General features: G+C 40.4%; 13 protein-coding genes and 2 pseudogenes. All 15 read left to right on the top strand.

Annotation, left to right across the window (positions count from 1 at the left end; translation table 11 throughout):
- The 15 genes and pseudogenes from BM030_RS02950 to BM030_RS02875 all read left to right on the top strand — a co-directional run bounded on the left by BM030_RS02950 (position 1) and on the right by BM030_RS02875 (position 18,751).
- Complete coding sequence (locus BM030_RS02950) at positions 1 to 306, top strand: phosphoribosylpyrophosphate synthetase (RefSeq protein WP_090971046.1); 306 nt, start codon at positions 1 to 3, stop codon at positions 304 to 306.
- 63 nt (positions 307 to 369) lie between these two features.
- Positions 370 to 2,444 (top strand): annotated as a pseudogene (locus tag BM030_RS20400) (heavy metal translocating P-type ATPase); the annotation flags it as partial.
- 6 nt (positions 2,445 to 2,450) lie between these two features.
- Positions 2,451 to 3,116, top strand: coding sequence for a DUF3347 domain-containing protein (locus BM030_RS02940; protein ID WP_090970847.1), 666 nt, complete (start codon positions 2,451 to 2,453; stop codon positions 3,114 to 3,116).
- 20 nt (positions 3,117 to 3,136) lie between these two features.
- Positions 3,137 to 3,652: a DUF305 domain-containing protein gene (locus BM030_RS02935; protein WP_244518630.1), complete on the top strand. Its 516-nt coding sequence runs from the start codon at positions 3,137 to 3,139 to the stop codon at positions 3,650 to 3,652.
- A 26-nt stretch (positions 3,653 to 3,678) separates the two neighbouring features.
- The gene (locus BM030_RS02930; protein WP_090970842.1) at positions 3,679 to 4,098 is read left to right on the top strand and encodes a hypothetical protein; all 420 of its coding nucleotides are present in this window, start codon (positions 3,679 to 3,681) and stop codon (positions 4,096 to 4,098) included.
- A gap of 26 nt (positions 4,099 to 4,124) precedes the next feature.
- Complete coding sequence (locus BM030_RS02925; protein WP_090970839.1) at positions 4,125 to 4,580, top strand: heme-binding domain-containing protein; 456 nt, start codon at positions 4,125 to 4,127, stop codon at positions 4,578 to 4,580.
- A gap of 13 nt (positions 4,581 to 4,593) precedes the next feature.
- Positions 4,594 to 6,864: a multicopper oxidase family protein gene (locus BM030_RS02920; RefSeq protein WP_090970837.1), complete on the top strand. Its 2,271-nt coding sequence runs from the start codon at positions 4,594 to 4,596 to the stop codon at positions 6,862 to 6,864.
- 368 nt (positions 6,865 to 7,232) lie between these two features.
- Positions 7,233 to 8,264, top strand: coding sequence for an ACR3 family arsenite efflux transporter (gene arsB, locus BM030_RS02915; protein WP_090970835.1), 1,032 nt, complete (start codon positions 7,233 to 7,235; stop codon positions 8,262 to 8,264).
- A 66-nt stretch (positions 8,265 to 8,330) separates the two neighbouring features.
- On the top strand, positions 8,331 to 8,642 hold the full coding sequence (locus tag BM030_RS02910; protein ID WP_090970832.1) for a hypothetical protein: 312 nt from the start codon (positions 8,331 to 8,333) through the stop codon (positions 8,640 to 8,642).
- An 85-nt stretch (positions 8,643 to 8,727) separates the two neighbouring features.
- Positions 8,728 to 10,899: a TonB-dependent receptor gene (locus tag BM030_RS02905; protein ID WP_090971044.1), complete on the top strand. Its 2,172-nt coding sequence runs from the start codon at positions 8,728 to 8,730 to the stop codon at positions 10,897 to 10,899.
- A gap of 3 nt (positions 10,900 to 10,902) precedes the next feature.
- Complete coding sequence (locus BM030_RS02900) at positions 10,903 to 11,697, top strand: cation efflux transmembrane domain-containing protein (protein ID WP_090970830.1); 795 nt, start codon at positions 10,903 to 10,905, stop codon at positions 11,695 to 11,697.
- 198 nt (positions 11,698 to 11,895) lie between these two features.
- The gene (locus tag BM030_RS02895; protein WP_090970828.1) at positions 11,896 to 12,723 is read left to right on the top strand and encodes an RteC domain-containing protein; all 828 of its coding nucleotides are present in this window, start codon (positions 11,896 to 11,898) and stop codon (positions 12,721 to 12,723) included.
- 137 nt (positions 12,724 to 12,860) lie between these two features.
- Positions 12,861 to 13,327, top strand: a pseudogene (locus tag BM030_RS20540) (transposase); the annotation flags it as partial.
- Positions 13,328 to 13,876: 549 nt separating this feature from the next.
- A complete protein-coding gene (locus BM030_RS20395; protein ID WP_090970822.1) occupies positions 13,877 to 14,260 on the top strand; it encodes a DUF6660 family protein in 384 nt (127 codons plus the stop codon).
- 132 nt (positions 14,261 to 14,392) lie between these two features.
- On the top strand, positions 14,393 to 18,751 hold the full coding sequence (locus tag BM030_RS02875; RefSeq protein ID WP_090970820.1) for a CusA/CzcA family heavy metal efflux RND transporter: 4,359 nt from the start codon (positions 14,393 to 14,395) through the stop codon (positions 18,749 to 18,751).
- Positions 18,752 to 18,817 lie beyond the last annotated feature (66 nt).

Here is an 18,817-nt window from a genome sequence, read left to right as displayed (position 1 = left end):
ATGGTACAGTATAATGACATGGTTGAGGCTCTCAAAGACCTTGAACAACGTGGTTACAGTATTGATTTTAGTCTGTTACCGGACTGCCTGTATTGTGCATCAAGTAACCTGAAACTAAAACCAGAGGACTTTACTGTTATGGAAACACATAGGTTTGAAAGCCTTGATAGCAGTCCAGATAACAATTCCGTGATTTATGCCATATCGTCCAATGATGGTAAGAATAAAGGCGTACTTGTGGATGCCTATGGTACCTATGCAGAGGAAATGACCCATGAGATGGCAAAAAAATTAAGTGCAACTTAACTTTTAAAACCCCTTGTTATGAAAAAATACACGTGTCCCATGCACCCGCAGGTGCTAAAAGACGAACCAGGCAAATGCCCGCTTTGTGGCATGGCACTGGTTCCCGTTGGCGGTAGCTCAGTTTCTCATGTACAAAAATCAGGACATGGGCATTCCGGGCATTCTCATCATAACCAAGCCAGAGATAGCTTTAACAAACATGAGGGGCATCATACAGGCGATTTCCTCACTCGTTTTTGGATAAGCCTCGTCATTACAATCCCTATCCTGCTCCTGTCACACATGATACAGCAATGGTTGGGGTTCAATATTACTTTCCCTGGTGACAAATATGTGCTGCTGGCTTTGGGCACGGTGATTTATATCTATGGTGGCTTACCATTCTTAAAGGGAATGATCGGAGAGATGAAAGCTAAAGCCATAGGAATGATGACACTTGTTGCCATTGCAATATCTGTGGCTTATATCTATTCGGTTGCCGTTGTTTTCGGCTTGCAGGGCATGGATTTCTTCTGGGAACTGGCTACGCTTATCGACATCATGCTGTTAGGGCATTGGTTGGAAATGCGCTCCCAAATGGCTGCATCACGGGCATTACAATCATTGGTTGCTTTGCTGCCTAATGATGTTACCGTAGAACGAAACGGAGAAGCAGTAAAGATAAAACTTGAAGACCTGCAAAATGGTGAAACGGTAATCATAAAACCGGGAGAAAAAATTCCTGCCGATGGATTGGTACTGGAAGGGCTTTCGTATATCAACGAGAGCATGCTTACCGGAGAAAGTATTCCCGTGAAAAAGGAAAAGGACGGAAAGGTCATCGCAGGCTCTATCAATGGCGATGGTGCGCTGAAAGTTAAGGTAACAGCCGTTGGAAAAGACAGCTACCTGAACAGGTTATCAATCTTGTGCAGGAGGCACAAGCTACTAAGTCCAATACGCAAAACCTTGCGGACAAAGTTGCCAAATGGCTCACCTTTATTGCCATTGCCGTTGGCATAGGCACATTTGCCTATTGGTATGCAAGCAGTGGAGATATTGCCTTTGCGCTTGAAAGAATGGTGACGGTAATGGTAACGGCCTGCCCGCACGCATTGGGCGTGGCTATCCCGTTGGTGGTCGCCATTTCCACAACGCTATCGGCGACCAATGGTCTGCTCATCCGCAACCGCACAGCATTTGAAACCACCCGAAAACTTTCCACTGTCATTTTTGATAAGACCGGAACGCTCACCAAAGGTTCCCATGCCGTAGAAAAGGTTATACCGTTAACAGACGAATATAATGCCGATGAGGTTATCCAGTATGCTGCCGCAGTACAGCAAAACTCGGAACACCATATCGCCAAAGGCATTATGGCTACATTGAAAGAAAAGAGCCTTGCCTTATGGAAGTCTGAAAACTTCAGCTATATGCAGGGCATAGGTGTTAAAGGTGTTGTGAACGGGAAAAATGTCGTAGCTGGCGGCCCGAATTATTTCACCGAAAACCACCTTTCCCTGCCGGAAATTCCAAACGAAATTAATCAGGAAGCCGAAACGGTCAACTTTGTCCTCATTGATGACCGGGTAATCGGCATCATTACTTTGGCAGACAGCATCCGTGAGGGTTCGGCACAAGCGATTGATGAGCTCAAAAAAATGGGTATTAAGTCCTTTCTCCTCACCGGGGATAACGACAAGATTGCTGCTGCGGTAGCAGAGAAATTAGGAATGAACGGATATTTAGCCAATGTGCTTCCACACAACAAGCAAGAAAAAGTAAAAGAGTTTCAAGATAAAGGCGAAGTCGTGGCAATGACAGGTGATGGTGTGAACGATGCACCGGCACTGGCACAGGCAGATGTGGGCATTGCCGTGGGTTCCGGTACGGACGTTGCTGCCGAAACAGCGGATATCATATTGGTAGACAGCGACCCGAGGGATGTGGTCAAACTGATTGACTTCGGCAAACTTACCTACAAAAAGATGGTACAGAACCTGATATGGGCGGTTGGCTACAACGTGGTGGCAATACCGCTTGCGGCAGGCGTACTCTATCCGAATTTTGTTTTAAGTCCCGCTATGGGTGCTGTGCTGATGAGTGTAAGCACCATTGTAGTGGCTATTAACGCAAGTTTTTTAAAAATCAAAAAATAAATAAAAATGAAAAATCTAACATTATCAATCATTGCTGTTATCATGGCATTTGTAACAGTATCATGCAATCAGGCATCCAACAAAAACGAGCAGTCTTCAAATGATACTGCTGTTGTATCACAAGAACAGTCAGCTTCCCAACCAAAAGAGGATGATACGGTAGCTGCGCCCGTTGTGAGTGAAACTCCGAGCAGTCAGGAAGCAAAAGCAACAGGAAAAGGAGAAGCAAAAAACTTTTCTATCGCACCCATCGTTACAGATTATCTTTCATTAAAGAATGCCCTTGTTTCAGACAATGACAAAGCTGCAGCCAGTGCAGGAAAAAAACTATTAGCCACTTTGAATAAAGTGGACTTGAAAGCTATTCCTGCCGATAAGCATAAACAGTACATGGACATAGCGGACGATGCTAAAGAACACGCAGAACATATCGGGGAAAATGTCGGCAACATCCACCACCAGCGGGAACATTTGGCCTCGCTTGGCGAAGATTTGAAAGACCTGATTGATTTGTTCGGTACATCCCAAACATTGTATCAAGCCCACTGCCCGATGTTCAATGATGGTAAAGGCGCTGTTTGGTTCAGCGAAAACAAGGAAATTAAAAACCCTTATTATGGCTCTAAAATGCTGACCTGCGGTAAGGTGGAAAAAACAATTAACAGCAAATAAAATTCAGGGTTTTGGAAAATATGCAAAACAGTCATCATGCGGGTCATTCCTCGGAGCATGGCACGCACAATACAAAACATGCTTCGGTCATGTACAAACGCTTTGCGGTGATGGCTGTCGCAATGTTCGCAGTGATGTATTTTATCATGTACGCCATGATTGACGGGTGGCAGAACCTGATACCCAATATCAACAATTTGTACATGACCCTGCTGATGACCTCGGCAATGCTGCTTATCGAATTAGCGATAATGAAAGTAATGTACCCCAACAGGAAGATGAATTGGGCGATAGCCATCATCTCGGTTGCCGTTGGCATCTTTTCATGGTTTGGTATCAGGGAACAAATCAATGTCGGGGACAAGCAGTTTGCAAAGGGTATGATACCCCATCACGCAGCAGCCATATTGATGTCCGAAAAGGCACACCTGACCGACCCGGAACTGATAGAGCTGCAAAAAAATATACTTAAAACCCAAGCGGAAGAAATTGAACTAATGAAGCGCAAGCTAAAAGAGTTTGAAGAAAGTAAATAATAAAATTTAAAAAAACAAGTTTGGACATGAGCAAAATAATAATTGGCTTTATTTCCTTATCAGCCCTGCTATTCACCGCTTGCGGGCAGGCAGGGTCAAATAAGGATAAAGCGGCACAGCAGCATTCGCAGGCAACTCCGGAAAGCCACGGGCATAGTACCCAAATAGGTGAATTGGTTCCATCGGATGAAGTCTGCATGGTCAACGATGCCTATATGGGCAAAAAGCAGTTTGAAGTAAAATTTGATGGTAAAACCTATTACGGATGTTGCGAAATGTGTAAGGAACGTATTCCAAAAGATGCGACCGTGCGGATGGCGATAGACCCCTATTCCAATAAGCAGGTAGACAAAGCTAATGCGGTGATTGCTGTGACAGGAAATAACGGTGAAGTTTCTTATTTTGAAAACAAGGAGAATTATGCCAAGTATGTGAAAAAACAGTAGACACAAAAAGATGAAGCCACAATATTATGTCCTTAAAAAAGAAAATCATATTGGGGTTGGCTGTTATCTTAATCGGCATACAGTTTTTTCAGCCGTTAAGAAACCAGTCGGATGAAGTAACCGCCTCTCATATTGAAAGGGTTTACAACGTACCCCAAAACGTAAAGGCCATCCTTACCCAATCCTGCTATGACTGTCATAGCAACAATACCCGCTATCCGTGGTATAGCCTTATCCAGCCCGGGGCATGGTATATGGCACGGCATATCAAAAAAGGCAAAGAGGAACTCAACTTTAGCGAATTTGGCGAGTATTCAGCCCGCAAGCAGCGAAACAAGTTCAGGGCTATGGCCGGGCAGGTTAAGGACGGAGAAATGCCGTTGTCATCATACACACTAATTCATCGCAATGCAGTATTGTCACCGGAGGATAAGCAGGTTTTGATAGCGTGGTTTAGCACAATGGAAGACAGCATTAAATAAAATTTTTCAAATCATGAACAGATATAATAAAATACCTATAAGAATTTTGCAAACAGTGCTGATACTGCTTTGCACACAAACATTATTCGCACAGAAAGTAGTGCGTTACGAATTGTACGTAAAAGACACACTGGTAAACTATGCAGGGAAAGAAAAAAGAGCGATTGCCGTAAACGGGCAAATCCCCATGCCCACCCTTACCTTTACCGAGGGCGACACTGCCGAAATAGTGGTGCACAACCAATTGAAAGAAAGCACATCACTTCACTGGCATGGTGTGTTCCTGCCCAATAAAGAAGACGGTGTGCCCTGGCTTACACAAAAACCCATCGCACCGGGCACAACCTACACCTACCGTTTTCCGATTATCCAGCACGGTACGCACTGGTATCATTCCCATTCAGGTTTGCAGGAACAGATTGGAATGTACGGTAGCTTTATTATGAAAAAAAGAGAGGATGATAAAACCTTTAGGAAAGGTATTGATGATTTACCAACCGTTCCCATTATTATAAGCGAATGGACAAATCTAAACCCCAATAACATCAACCGAATGTTGCATTATGCCAATGATTGGGCTGCCATCAAAAAAAATGCAACACAGTCTTATGCAGAAGCTATTAGAGAAGGACATTTCAAAACAAAACTCACCAACGAGTGGAAGCGGATGCTGGCGATGGATGTCAGTGACGTTTACTATGATAAAATCCTAATAAATGGTAGCCATAGCACCGATTTGAAAACAATTGATGGTAAAAAGCTAAAAGCAGGCGACAAAGTAAGATTGCGTGTTTCCAATGGAGGGGCGTCTTCATATTTCTGGCTAAGGTATGCTGGAGGAAAAATTACAGTAGTAGCGAGTGATGGGAATGATGTTGAGCCTGTAGAGGTGGACAGGTTAATCATTGCCGTTTCTGAAACTTACGATATTGTAGTGACTATCCCTCAAGATGGTTTGGCTTACGAGTTATTAGCAACAACCGAAGACAGGACACAATCTGCGAGTTTATTTATAGGTGATGGGGTCAAACAGCTTATTTCCCCGCTCCCACGATTGAAGTATTTCGAGGGGATGAAGATGATGAATGATATGATGAAAATGAATGGCGATTTGGACGATATGGGAATGAAAATGAGCCTGAACCAAATGGATATGAACGTGGTAATGTATCCCGAAATAACAGGAGAAGCGAAGCAAAAACAAAAGCACGACCATAGTCAGCACAATATGGACAACGACCCAAACCGCTACAATGCCAACGAATTAGGAGAAATAAAGACCCTGAATTATGCAATGTTGCAATCGCCCCATAATACAGAACTTCCTAAAGATGCTCCGGTGAAAGAATTGAAATTTACGCTTACCGGAAATATGAACCGCTATGTGTGGAGTATGGATAATAAAATACTTTCGGAAACTGACAAAATACCTGTAAAAAAAGGAGAAATTCTACGGATTACCATTTATAATAATTCAATGATGCGGCATCCAATGCATCTTCACGGATTTGATTTTAGGGTGATAAACGGAAAAGGCGAAAAATCGCCGCTTAAAAATGTGTTGGATATCATGCCTATGGAAACAAATACCATTGAGTTTTTAGCAAATGAGGAGGGTGATTGGTTCTTTCATTGCCATATATTATATCACATGATGGCGGGAATGAACAGGGTGTTTGAAGTTGGAGATTACAAAAATCCCTATTTACCCGATAAAGCAAAAGCCTATAAAGAATTGCAAAGAGAAAGCAATATGCCTCATTTTATGGCACAAAACGATTTTGCAACCAATGGTAATGATGGAGAAGCTATGCTAATGAATGCACGCTACCAATTAGGAACAGAATGGCGTTTAGGCTATAATAGTATGCACGGTTATGAAGTAGAAACCCATTTAGGTAGATACATTGGAAAGATGCAATGGTTCATGCCCTTTGTAGGTTTTGATTACCGCTACCGTAAAATGGGAGAAGATGAACACGAAAAGAACATATTTGGACAAACCAACAAGAAAGACACCCGCAGGGCGTTCAGTTTAGGGTTTATGTATACGTTACCTATGCTGGTCAATTTTCAGGCAGAAGTATATCATGATGGAATTGTGAGATTGCAGTTAATGCGTGAAGATATACCAATTTCAAAAAGACTAAGAGGTGGCTTCATGGTAAATACCGACTTAGAGTATATGGGAGAACTTAGGTATATCATTAATAAGAACATCGGCATACGTACCCACTATGATAGTGATATGGGTTGGGGCGTAGGGCTTGCCTTGACATATTAAAATAAAATACCGAATGGTTGTAAACTGCAAATACCGTGGAAAAATCGGTAAATAAGCAGTTGGTGATGCAGGTCAAATTCGTAATGATTAACCTGCATCATGCTGCAACCCATCAGACAATACAACAGTTCCACGACCAGCATCATACTGGTTGTTCTTTTATGTAGTTGCATGGGCTAATACGAGCAGTATTAGCATTGCTGTATTAATCAGTATCATATTATATCAAAATGAAACGAATGGATAAATTTTACAATGAAACATATCTTAAATTGGAAACACCCGAACAGGCACAGGTATATGCTGAAAGGAGTTTGCAAATAGCGCAAGAGATGTTCTATGTTTTTTCAATGATTAAAAGTTAGCCGATGCAACCAAAACTAAAATTTCTTGACCGTTACTTAACGTTATGGATATTCCTTGCAATGGCGACAGGAATAGGATTAGGGTATTTCTTCCCGAGCATTTCCAATATTACAAATGCTTTATCCGCAGGCACTACCAATATTCCTTTGGCAATAGGGCTTATATTGATGATGTACCCACCTTTGGCAAAGGTGGATTATTCATTGTTGCCCAAAGCATTTAAAGACACAAAAGTAATCGGCATATCTTTATTACTGAATTGGGTAATCGGTACAGTATTGATGTTTGGTTTAGCCGTTTTGTTTTTACGAAACGAACCCGATTATATGACAGGTTTAATATTAATCGGTTTGGCAAGATGTATCGCTATGGTCATAGTATGGAGCGACTTGGCGGAAGGTAATAGAGAATATACGGCATTATTAGTCGCATTGAACAGTATCTTTCAAATAATAAGTTACAGCTTCTTTGTTTGGCTATTTATTAACGTATTAACCAATAAATTAGGCTTAGCCAATTTCAATGTAAGTGTATCAATGAAAGATGTAACCGAAAGCGTATTGATATACTTAGGTATTCCTTTCTTAGCAGGTTTTATAAGCCGTTACGCACTTGTAAAGTCAAAAGGTATAGAATGGTATAACCGTAAATTCGTTCCCAAAATATCACCCATTACATTATATGCTTTATTGTTTACCATAGTATTGATGTTCAGTCTGAAAGGTGATAAAATATTGGAGTTGCCAATGGACGTAGTAAAAGTAGCTATACCGCTTATCATCTATTTTGTACTGATGTTTTTCGTGAGCTTCTTTATCTGCAAATTCTTAAATGTTCCTTACGACAAAAACGCATCCATCGCATTTACAGCCACAGGAAATAATTTTGAATTGGCAATAGCCGTAGCAATAGCTGTTTTTGGCATTCATTCACCACAGGCATTTGTGGGCGTTATCGGCCCACTTGTGGAAGTTCCGGTATTGATATTATTGGTAAGAGCAAGTTTATGGTTAAAGGGAAAGTATTACACTTAGAAAAGGTATTTTTAAGGGATGAAACAAGAGTAGAGATTTGAAAACTAATTTTTTTACCTTTGCATAATGAAATATTTATCATTCATATTAGCTTTAATGGTGTTGGTGTTATCAACAGCACCTTGCTTTATGGAAGATAAATGCCTTGACCTCGCACAACAAACAACAGACAGTCAAGAACAAGACAATGATGATTGCGGGATGGATTGTTGCTCCCCTTTTTCTAAATGTAATACTTGTACGGGGTTTGTAATAACGTCATTTTATTTTTCAATTGCTAACTCTTTCCAATTACCTGAAAAGAAATTAGGAGTAATAACTACGTCACCTATTTCTGACTTCCCCTATTCTATTTGGCATCCACCACAAATCGCTTAATGTATAGTGCTTCGGCACAAGTTAGTTAGTAACGATGCTTTGCATCGTAATTGTTTATTTCTTCACATTAAGCATCATTTTTACAATGAAAAAAATACTCATTGTGTCATTTTTCATGGCACTAAACCTTTGTGTATATGCACAAAACACATTAACCGCTGTCGTAAAAAGCAGTGGAACGAAAGAACCTTTAATTGGCGTAACGGCATCTATAAAAGGCACTTCAATTGGAGCAACATCTAACGAGAACGGACAAATTACATTATTCAATATTCCTGATGGATTACAGGAAATACATTTTAGTTATATAGGCTTCAATGAACGTATTGATACATTAGAATTTCCATTAAAGGACACCAGTGTTATTGAAATCCTACTCAAAGAAAGTTCAGAGGAGTTAGACGAAATTGTCATATCCTCTACCAGAAGCACGAGAAGCATACAAAATATTCCTACCCGTATTGAATTTATCGGAGGTGAAGAATTGGACGAAAAAGGAAATATGAAAGCAGGGGATATTCGTATGCTTTTGAGCGAGAGTACAGGTATTCATGTCCAAACTACCTCGCCCACAAGTGCCAATGCAAGCATTCGTATTCAAGGTCTTGACGGGCGATATACGCAAATTTTAAAAGACGGTTTCCCTATTTATTCCGGTGCTTCAAGTGGGTTAGGCTTGTTGCAAATTCCACCGCTTGACTTAAAGCAGGTTGAGGTTATTAAGGGTTCAACATCTACGCTGTATGGCGGTGGAGCAATAGCAGGCTTGGTAAATTTAATTTCTAAGACACCAACGGAAGAAAGGGATTTGCGTTTTCATTTAAACGGAACATCGGGCAGAGGGTTGGACATCAACGGTTTTTACGGACAGAAGTTTAATAAAATCGGAACAACAATATTTGCTTCTCACAACCGAAACGTAGCTTACGACCCTGCACAAATCGGACTTTCTGCCATTCCCCAATTTGAACGGTATGTGCTGAACCCTAAATTATTTGTTTACTTCAATGATAAAACTAAAATGAACTTTGGTGTCAACAGTACCATTGAAAACCGTTTGGGTGGCGACATGCTTTATATAAAGGGCAAAGCGGACAACACACACCAGTTTTTCGAGCAAAACAAAACACAGCGTTATTCCACACAATTTGTTTTTGACCATAGAATAAACGAAAACAGTTTTGTCCAAGTCAAAAACAGCGTAAGTTATTTTAACCGCAATACAGCTATTCCTAACTACGAGTTTGATGGAACGCAAACAGCCACTTTCACGGAAGCGAGCTATACCCACAGCAAAGAAAAGTCGGAATGGATAACAGGTTTTAATATTTGGACGGATAACTTCAAAGAAAAACAAATTACCTCATTTCCGTTAAGGAATTACAATCAAACGACATTCGGGGCTTTCGTTCAAAATTCTTTTAGGGCTACGGACTGGTTTCAATTGGAAACAGGTTTAAGAACGGATTACGTGGTGGATTACGGGGCTGTTTTTCTACCAAGAGTATCGGCATTGTTCCATATTGCAAACGGATTGACTTCACGCATCGGGGGTGGATTTGGGTATAAAACACCAACCATTTTTACCGAAGAAAGCGAACGCATACAATATCAAAACGTTATGCCTATTGATGATAATACCAATAAATTAGAAAAGAGCTACGGTGCAAATGCAGACATCAATTACCGCACGAATATGGGCGATGACTGGACGTTCAGCATCAACCATTTATTCTTTTACACCTATTTAGACAATCCATTGTTGCTTCAAAATATGGCAACAAATACTTATCAGTTTATCAATTCATCGGGTTACATCCATACCAAGGGAACAGAAACCAATGTGAAAATCGGCTATGATGATTTGAAACTGTTTTTGGGCTACACATTTACCGATACCCGATTGCTGGAAGACGGAACAAGTACCGAAAATCCATTGACCCCAAAACACCGTGTTAATTCCGTACTGATGTACGAAATAGAGGATAAATGGAAGATTGGTTTGGAAGCCTATTATTTCAGCCCTCAAAAGTTGAATGACGGTACAACTGGAAAGGACTATTGGATGTGTGGCTTTATGGCTGAAAAGATTTGGGAACGGTTCTCTTTGTATATCAACTTTGAAAACTTCCTTGATACAAGGCAGACACGTTTTGACAACATCTATACAGGCACAATAACCAACCCTGTTTTTAGAGACATCTATGCACCGTTGGACGGATTTGTAATTAATGGTGGAATAAAATTTAAACTTTAAAATATGAACAAAACCATATTCAATATTACCAAAATGGATTGCCCCAGTGAGGAGCAATTAATCCGTATGAAATTGCAGGATTTTGATACGGTAAAGTCATTGGAATTTGATATTCCCAATAGGGAATTGAATGTTTATCATAGTGGAAACCCCGAGCCGATTTTATCGGCTTTGGAAACTTTGAACCTAAATACAACGTTGATTTCAACCGAAGAAACTGACGGAGTTGTGGAAACAGATACAAGCAATGTCCAACGGAAACTACTTTGGACGGTATTGATTATCAATTTCGTTTTCTTTGGGTTAGAAATGTTATTCGGTATTTTTTCCAACTCAATGGGATTGGTAGCGGATAGCTTGGATATGCTTGCAGATAGCATCGTTTACGCATTGGCTTTGTTTGCCGTTGGAGGCACGATTGCAAGAAAAAACAACATAGCCAAATTTGCAGGGTACTTCCAAATCCTGTTAGCTGTTATCGGTTTTGTGGAAGTCGTTAGGCGGTTTTTGGGGTTTGAAAAAATGCCCGATTTTCAAACGATGATTATCGTTTCCGTTTTGGCACTAATGGCAAACGTACTTTGTCTTTACCTTTTACAAAAGAACAAAAGTAAAGAAGCCCACATGCAAGCAAGTATGATTTTCACATCGAACGATGTTATTATCAATTCAGGCGTTATCGTTGCAGGTCTTTTGGTTCATTGGCTTAATTCAAGCTACCCCGATTTGATTATCGGAGCAATTGTATTTGTAATTGTGGCAAGAGGGGCATATAGGATTTTAAAATTAGCAAAATAAGCCTTTAAACTTTTCAAATGCTGTTCCCTTTTAATTGGATGGTGGACTAAATAACATCAACTTGGGCGGAATACTTTCACATTCCGCCTCATTACAGCCACAGCTAATATGCCGAGGTTTAATCAATAATGGGAATGAAGCTTAAAATACTAAACATTTTATGTCTTTTTACAAACCTATCAAATTAGAGTTAATCGGATGGATAAATTTTATAAGGAAACCCTGTATAAGCTGGAAACGACAATCAGTGAATTAGAAGTTGAGGTAGATTGCTCGATACAACGGATTGAAACAGTTATAAACATTATAGTTAAGTGCTTATCGGACACAAAAAAACATGTCTTAAAAAGAGGTTTTAAGAATGCTGAAGAAGAAATCCGTTTTTTTAAATATCAGAAACCCATCATAGTTGCTAAACTCATTTATCACAATGCCATCTATAAGATTGAGACGAGAAAGCCATACGGGGCGAAGCCAATAAGGAAGTATCTCAAAAAAGAATTAAAAAAACTAAAAAGGTTCTTTGACAACAATCTTGAATTTTATAAATATTATCGCAACAATAGCTCATTTCTTGACGAGAAGCTCTTTATACGGGACAAACATGATATTAAGCTATGTTTAGATACCTACTATTTTCAGTCCGACCATACTTTTTCCACTTCACATGATTACAAGGTCGCTAAGATAATAGCAAACGATTTGATACAGGTCTACATCGAAGACCTGTTATATAACAAATTCCAAAAAGACAAATCGAAAGCCCCGAGAAAGCTGAAATGGACAGGTAGCAAAGTAGCCTTGATAGAACTGATTTATGCCCTGCATTACCAAAATGTGTTTGACAACGGGAACAACGATATACGAGAAGTAGCCCAATATTTTGAAAGTACATTTGGAATTAACTTGGGCAATTTCTATCAGACCTATTTGGAATTGAGAAACCGGAAGATGAACCGTACAAAATTCCTTGATGCACTTCGGGAGGAACTTATACGGAGAATGGACGAGCAGGACGAAAATTAGGGTTTGGGCGTGCCACCGTCTGCATTTTACCCCCCATGTGAGGATGTAAAGTAAACTGTGTCAGATAAAGAATTTTTATATTAGACACAGCAAATGGAAAAGAGGATTTTGATTTTGAGCGCTTCAAACAAGAAGCGATGAAAGGCCTTTACGACGGCCAGAAGATGGGCGGTACACACCTTCTGGAAAGCATGTTGGAAGGAGAACTGAATCACCATCTACAGGAAAGTAAAGCTTCGGGAGAGATTAACCGTAAAAACTGGAAGACAAAAAAGACGGCACGGAGCCTTCATGCCGGACATTACGAACTGGAGAGCGGTCGTGACCGAAATGGCACTTTTGAGCCTAAGATAGTCCCTAGACGTCAACTGATCATACAGAAGAACTGGAGGGCAATGTTGCCTCCATGTATGCCAGAGGCATGAGTACACGGGATATTTCGGACTACGTGAAGGAGATGTATGCCATGGGTATATCTTCTAAGGAGATCTCTAATATTACAGACAAGGTCATTCCGGCTCTCAACGAATGGCGAAACCGTCCGCTTGAATCAGTATATCCCTTTGTGTTTCTGGACTGCATGCACCATAAGGTTAAAGACAATAGCAGCTGACCGATGATTTATGGATAGACGGATTGGGTGGGGTATTGCCGGAGGCACAGGGCGAAGACAGCGAGGAACAGGAATGTGCTACCCGTATGAAGAAAAAGAAGAAACGCAAAAGGCATGGAAGACAACAATAGCTTTTTTTGACCATCAAAGACTAGGATTAACATCTTGGTCTTAGTGGTTTTGATTTCAACAGTTACTTAAATTCAATTATTTTTAAGCACTATAAAAGTTATCCCATTATTATCTTTTACCGATGAAAACGGCAATGACAATATGAAACAGGTAATCGAAGCCAATTACAGGTAGGTCAAAGCGGACGTTGTGCATATTGTAGAAAGTGAAATGGAGCGGATTAAGAATGACTTCGATTTACAGCATTTGATACAAAAAGAACAATAAAAGCATTACGTAAAGACTAAGAATGTTGGAGGTACTTCTTCTTGAATTTAGATGGAGTGTCGCCAATAATTTTTCTGAACAGTTTATAAAACAAATATTCGGAATGAAAACGATACTGATAAAATTGTAATTATTCAAACAATGCAATGCCATTGCATTACTTTTTTACTAACTTTGCAAAAGAATATGAAATTCTTTTTCTCCATATTGGCAATTTATATGATGGCGGTATTTTTAATGCCGTGTACCGATATGTATGAAAAGGAGAGTTTTCAAAACCATATCCATTCAGAAGAATTAGCTCATAAAGCAAGCCATGAACATCAGGAAACAACTGATATGTGTAGCCCGTTTTGTTTATGCGGTTGTTGTGGGATGGTGTCGGGCATAGTGCTTCAATGGAATGTATATAACTTAGTTAAGGCGAAGACTTTTGAACTGTCTAAGCCTGAAATATATTACAAATCTATCTTTATACCCCACTACTTCGGGAAAATTTGGCAACCGCCGAAGATTAATGCATAATTTTTAATGTTTTAATGATTATAGCTTTTGCGTACAGCATTAAGCTAAATGTTTTGGGTCATACTACGTAATTCCCGAATTTATAGTCATTGCAATTTATCATTAATTATTCATCATTAATCATCACAAAAAGTGTTAAATAATATTATAAAATTCTCTATAAAGAATAAGTTCATTATAGGATTAATGACCTTATTACTCATCATATGGGGGGTATGGAGTGCCACCAAAATCCCCATTGATGCCCAGCCTGATATTACCAATAATCAGGTTCAGATTATTACACTCTGCCCTACATTGGCAGGACAGGAAGTAGAACAATTGGTTACTTTTCCCGTTGAGCAAAGCATCGTCAATCTTCCAAAAGTGGAAGAAATAAGAAGTATTTCGAGGTTTGGACTTTCCGTTGTAACCGTTGTATTTCAAGACAATGTAGATATTTACTTTGCAAGACAATTAGTAAGCGAAAAACTGAAAGAAGCGGGAGAACAGATACCGGAGGGCATTGGAACGCCTGAACTTGCTCCTGTCAGTACAGGTCTTGGCGAAGTGTACCAATATATTCTCCACCCCAAAAAAGGAAGTGAAGATAAATATTCCGCAATGGATTTGCGTACAATGCAGGACTGGATTGTTGCCAGACAACTTTACGGTACTCCGGGAATTGCAGAAGTCAATAGTTTCGGAGGGCTGCTTAAACAATACGAAGTTTCTATCGACCCTAACCGCATCAAGGCAATGGGCGTCAGTATCTCCGATATTTTTACCGCACTGGAAACCAATAACCAGAATACGGGAGGTGCTTATATAGACAAGAAACCCAATGCATACTTCATTCGGGGAATTGGTCTGGTCACTTCATTGGAAGATGTCGGGAATATTGTCGTTAAAAATACGGGAAGTGTTCCGGTATTCATCAAAGATGTAGCAAAAGTACAATTTGGTCACGCTACCCGATACGGAGCAATGACCTATAACGGCGAGGTAGATGCTGTGGGAGGTATTGTGATGATGCTCAAGGGAGAAAACACTGCCACTGTCGTAAAAAACATCAAAGAAAAAATACCGGTTATCCAACAATCTCTACCTGATGATGTGGTCATAGAACCCTATTTGGATAGAATGGATTTGGTAGATAGAGCCATAAGTACTGTCGAAAAAAACCTTATTGAAGGAGCTTTAATCGTAATATTTGTATTAATTATCTTCTTAGGGAATTTCAGGGCAGGTTTAATCGTAGCATCAGCCATACCGTTATCGATGCTTTTTGCATTGGGAATGATGCGGCTATTTGGCGTGAGTGCCAATTTGATGAGTATGGGGGCTATTGATTTCGGGTTGATAGTGGACGGTTCCCTGATTGTCGTTGAGGCGACAATGCACCACTTGGGCTTACGGAAATCCACACAAAAACTTACGCAGGCAGAAATGGACGAGGAGGTGTATGAATCTGCAAGAAAAATCCGTACTAGTGCAGCATTTGGAGAAATCATTATCCTTATCGTGTATATCCCTATCCTTACTTTGGTAGGTATAGAGGGTAAAATGTTTACGCCGATGGCACAGACCGTAAGTTTTGCCATTTTGGGAGCTTTGATTTTGTCCTTTACCTATATCCCAATGATGAGTGCCTTGTGTCTGTCTAAAAAACCGATTACCAAAAGGAATTTTTCAGACAAAATGATGGACTATCTGCAAGGGATTTATAAGCCTTTGTTAGAAAAAGCCATTCGGATAAAATATGTTGTGATAGCGGTTGCCGTTGGTCTTTTTACAATCAGCATATTCCTTTTTTCACGAATGGGTGGAGAGTTTCTGCCAAAATTGGGCGAGGGCGATTTTGCTTTCCATTGTATCCTGCCGCAAGGAACATCGTTAAGCCAAAGTCTGGAAACCTCTATGCAGGCATCTAAGATAATCAAAGAGTTTGACGAAGTGAAAATGGTTGTAGGAAAAACGGGGGCTGCCGAAGTACCGACCGACCCGATGCCTCCCGAAGCGACCGACCTGATGATTATCCTGAAACCACAGGACGAATGGAAAACAAAGAAATCGTATGACGAGCTTTCCAATGAAATGATGGAGAAACTCGAAGTCATTCCGGGTGTATTCTTTGAAGCCAACCAGCCGATACAGATGCGGTTCAATGAACTGATGACAGGTATCAGGCAGGATGTAGCCGTTAAGATATTCGGAGAAGACCTCGACAGTTTGTTGGTTTATGCCAATAAAGCGAATGCCATTATTCAAACAGTAGAAGGTGCGACTGCTCCGCAGGTAGAACGGGTAGCAGGTCTTCCCCAAATCAATATCGAATACGACCGTACACGAATAGCCAATTACGGTTTGAATGTACAGGAGATAAACGATATTGTCAGCACGGCGTTTGCAGGTAAATCAGCAGGTGTGATTTATGAAAACGAACGAAGGTTTGATTTGGTGGTACGGCTTGATGAAGCCCACCGCAGTTCCATTGAGGATGTGAACAATTTGTTTATCCCACTACCAAACGGCGACCAAATACCGCTTTCTCAGGTTGCAAACATTGATTACAAATTAGGACCCGCACAAATCAGCCGTGAAGACGGTAAACGCAGGATATATGTTGGCTTCAATGTGCAGGGACGTGATGTAGCCAGTGTTGTCAATGAAATTCAGGATAAATTGGCTGAACAGGTTAAGCTACCAACAGGTTATTATTTTACTTATGGCGGTCAGTTTGAGAACCTCCAAAAAGCTACCGACAGATTGCTCATAGCAGTACCTATCGCCCTGCTTTTGATTTTTATCCTATTGTACTTCACATTCCATTCGTTCAAGGAAGCCATTTTGGTCTATACAGCTATCCCGATGAGTGCTATTGGAGGTGTATTTGCCCTATTATTGCGGGATATGCCATTTAGTATATCGGCAGGTGTCGGATTTATCGCCCTGTTTGGTGTTGCTGTTCTGAACGGGATTGTACTGATTGCCACGTTCAATAGACTGGAAAAAGAGGGTTGGAACGAGATTATCCCGAGAATTATCGAGGGAGCTAAAACAAGGCTTAGACCTGTATTGATGACGGCATCGGTGGCAAGTTTAGGTTTTTTACCAATGGCGTTGAGTACAAGTGCGGGTGCAGAAGTACAGAAACCATTGGCAACGGTCGTTATCGGTGGACTGATTTCAGCAACGGCATTGACATTGTTCGTACTGCCATTGCTGTACCTCGTATTTATGAGAAGTCATAAGCCTCCAAAAAACAATAAAATGAAAGCCATAACACCTGTATTGTTGCTGTTTGCGTTCTTAGGCTTTTCTCAAAACAGTAAGGCACAAACTCCCATAAGTGTAGATAGAGCTATTGAAGTAGCAGTGGAGAACAACCCGCAGCTCCGTTCCAAAAATTTGGATATTCAAGCTGCCCAAAGTCTCAGCAAGACGGCATTTGAATTGCCGAAGACCGATGTAAATTTCCAATATGGAAATACGGATGGATTTGAGTACAATGACGGCTTCCAAGTTTCACAGACCATACCCTTTCCGACACTCTTTGGAGCAAAGAAAAACCTTGTCAAAGAGCAGGTCAAAGGTCAGCAGTGGGCAAAGGCACTTACAGAAAACGAACTGAAAAAGCAGGTAAGAACCTATTATTATCAGTTGGAATATTTGGAGCATAATGCTTCGGTATTGAAGTATTTGGATAGTATTTATGCAGACTTTATTCGTGTGGCAGAACTGCGGTACAAAACCGGAGATATAGGCAAATTGGACGTTAATACGGCAACTACCAAGAAAGGGGAAATAAGTCTTTTGTATCAACAGAACGAGGTTTTAAGGCAGAATGCCTATCAAAGCCTTAAAAATCTGATGCAGACACAGGAAGACTTCTTAATAGAACCTCAACCGGATTATACACCATTGCTGTTAAGTTCTTTCATTGACAGTTCGGCTGTTGCAAATCATCCGAGCATCCAGCTATTGTATCAAGAGGCGAAAATCGCCGAACAAAACAAGAAATTGGAACGGGCAAACAGCCTGCCTGATTTTACATTCGGTTATAATAACATATCGCTGATAGGAATGCACAGTAAAAATGGTGTAGAGCAATTTTATGGCAGAGGACAGCGGTTTAGTTTTGTTGATGTGGGTATTACAATCCCAATTTTTACAACCACCAAAGCAAAAATTCGCTCGCTTGATTATCAGAAACAATCATTGGAATTAAATGCTCAATGGCAGGAACAACAGCTTAAAACGGAATTGGCAAACGCCTTGAAACAATACGAACAGTATGTAGCGCAGTTTACCTATTTCAAGGAGCAGGCACTTCCGAATGCTAATGAAATTATCAATGCCGCAAAACTGGGCTACAGTACCGGAGATATTTCTTATGTGGAGTACCTATTTGCCTTGCAGACAACAGCAGACATTCAGCTTAATTATTTAAATTGCATACAGCAAATCAATGAGGCTGTAACGCTTATCCATTCATTAATCAGCAAATAATACAAGATATGAAATACTCATGTTTCCGAAAAAATAAATATACATGAGTATTCCATATGTCCATTA

Source organism: Parapedobacter composti (genome assembly GCF_900112315.1).
Lineage (GTDB): Bacteria > Bacteroidota > Bacteroidia > Sphingobacteriales > Sphingobacteriaceae > Parapedobacter > Parapedobacter composti.
The sequence above is the reverse complement of the archived record's forward strand: the minus strand, read 5'-3'. Positions and strand labels throughout refer to the sequence as shown.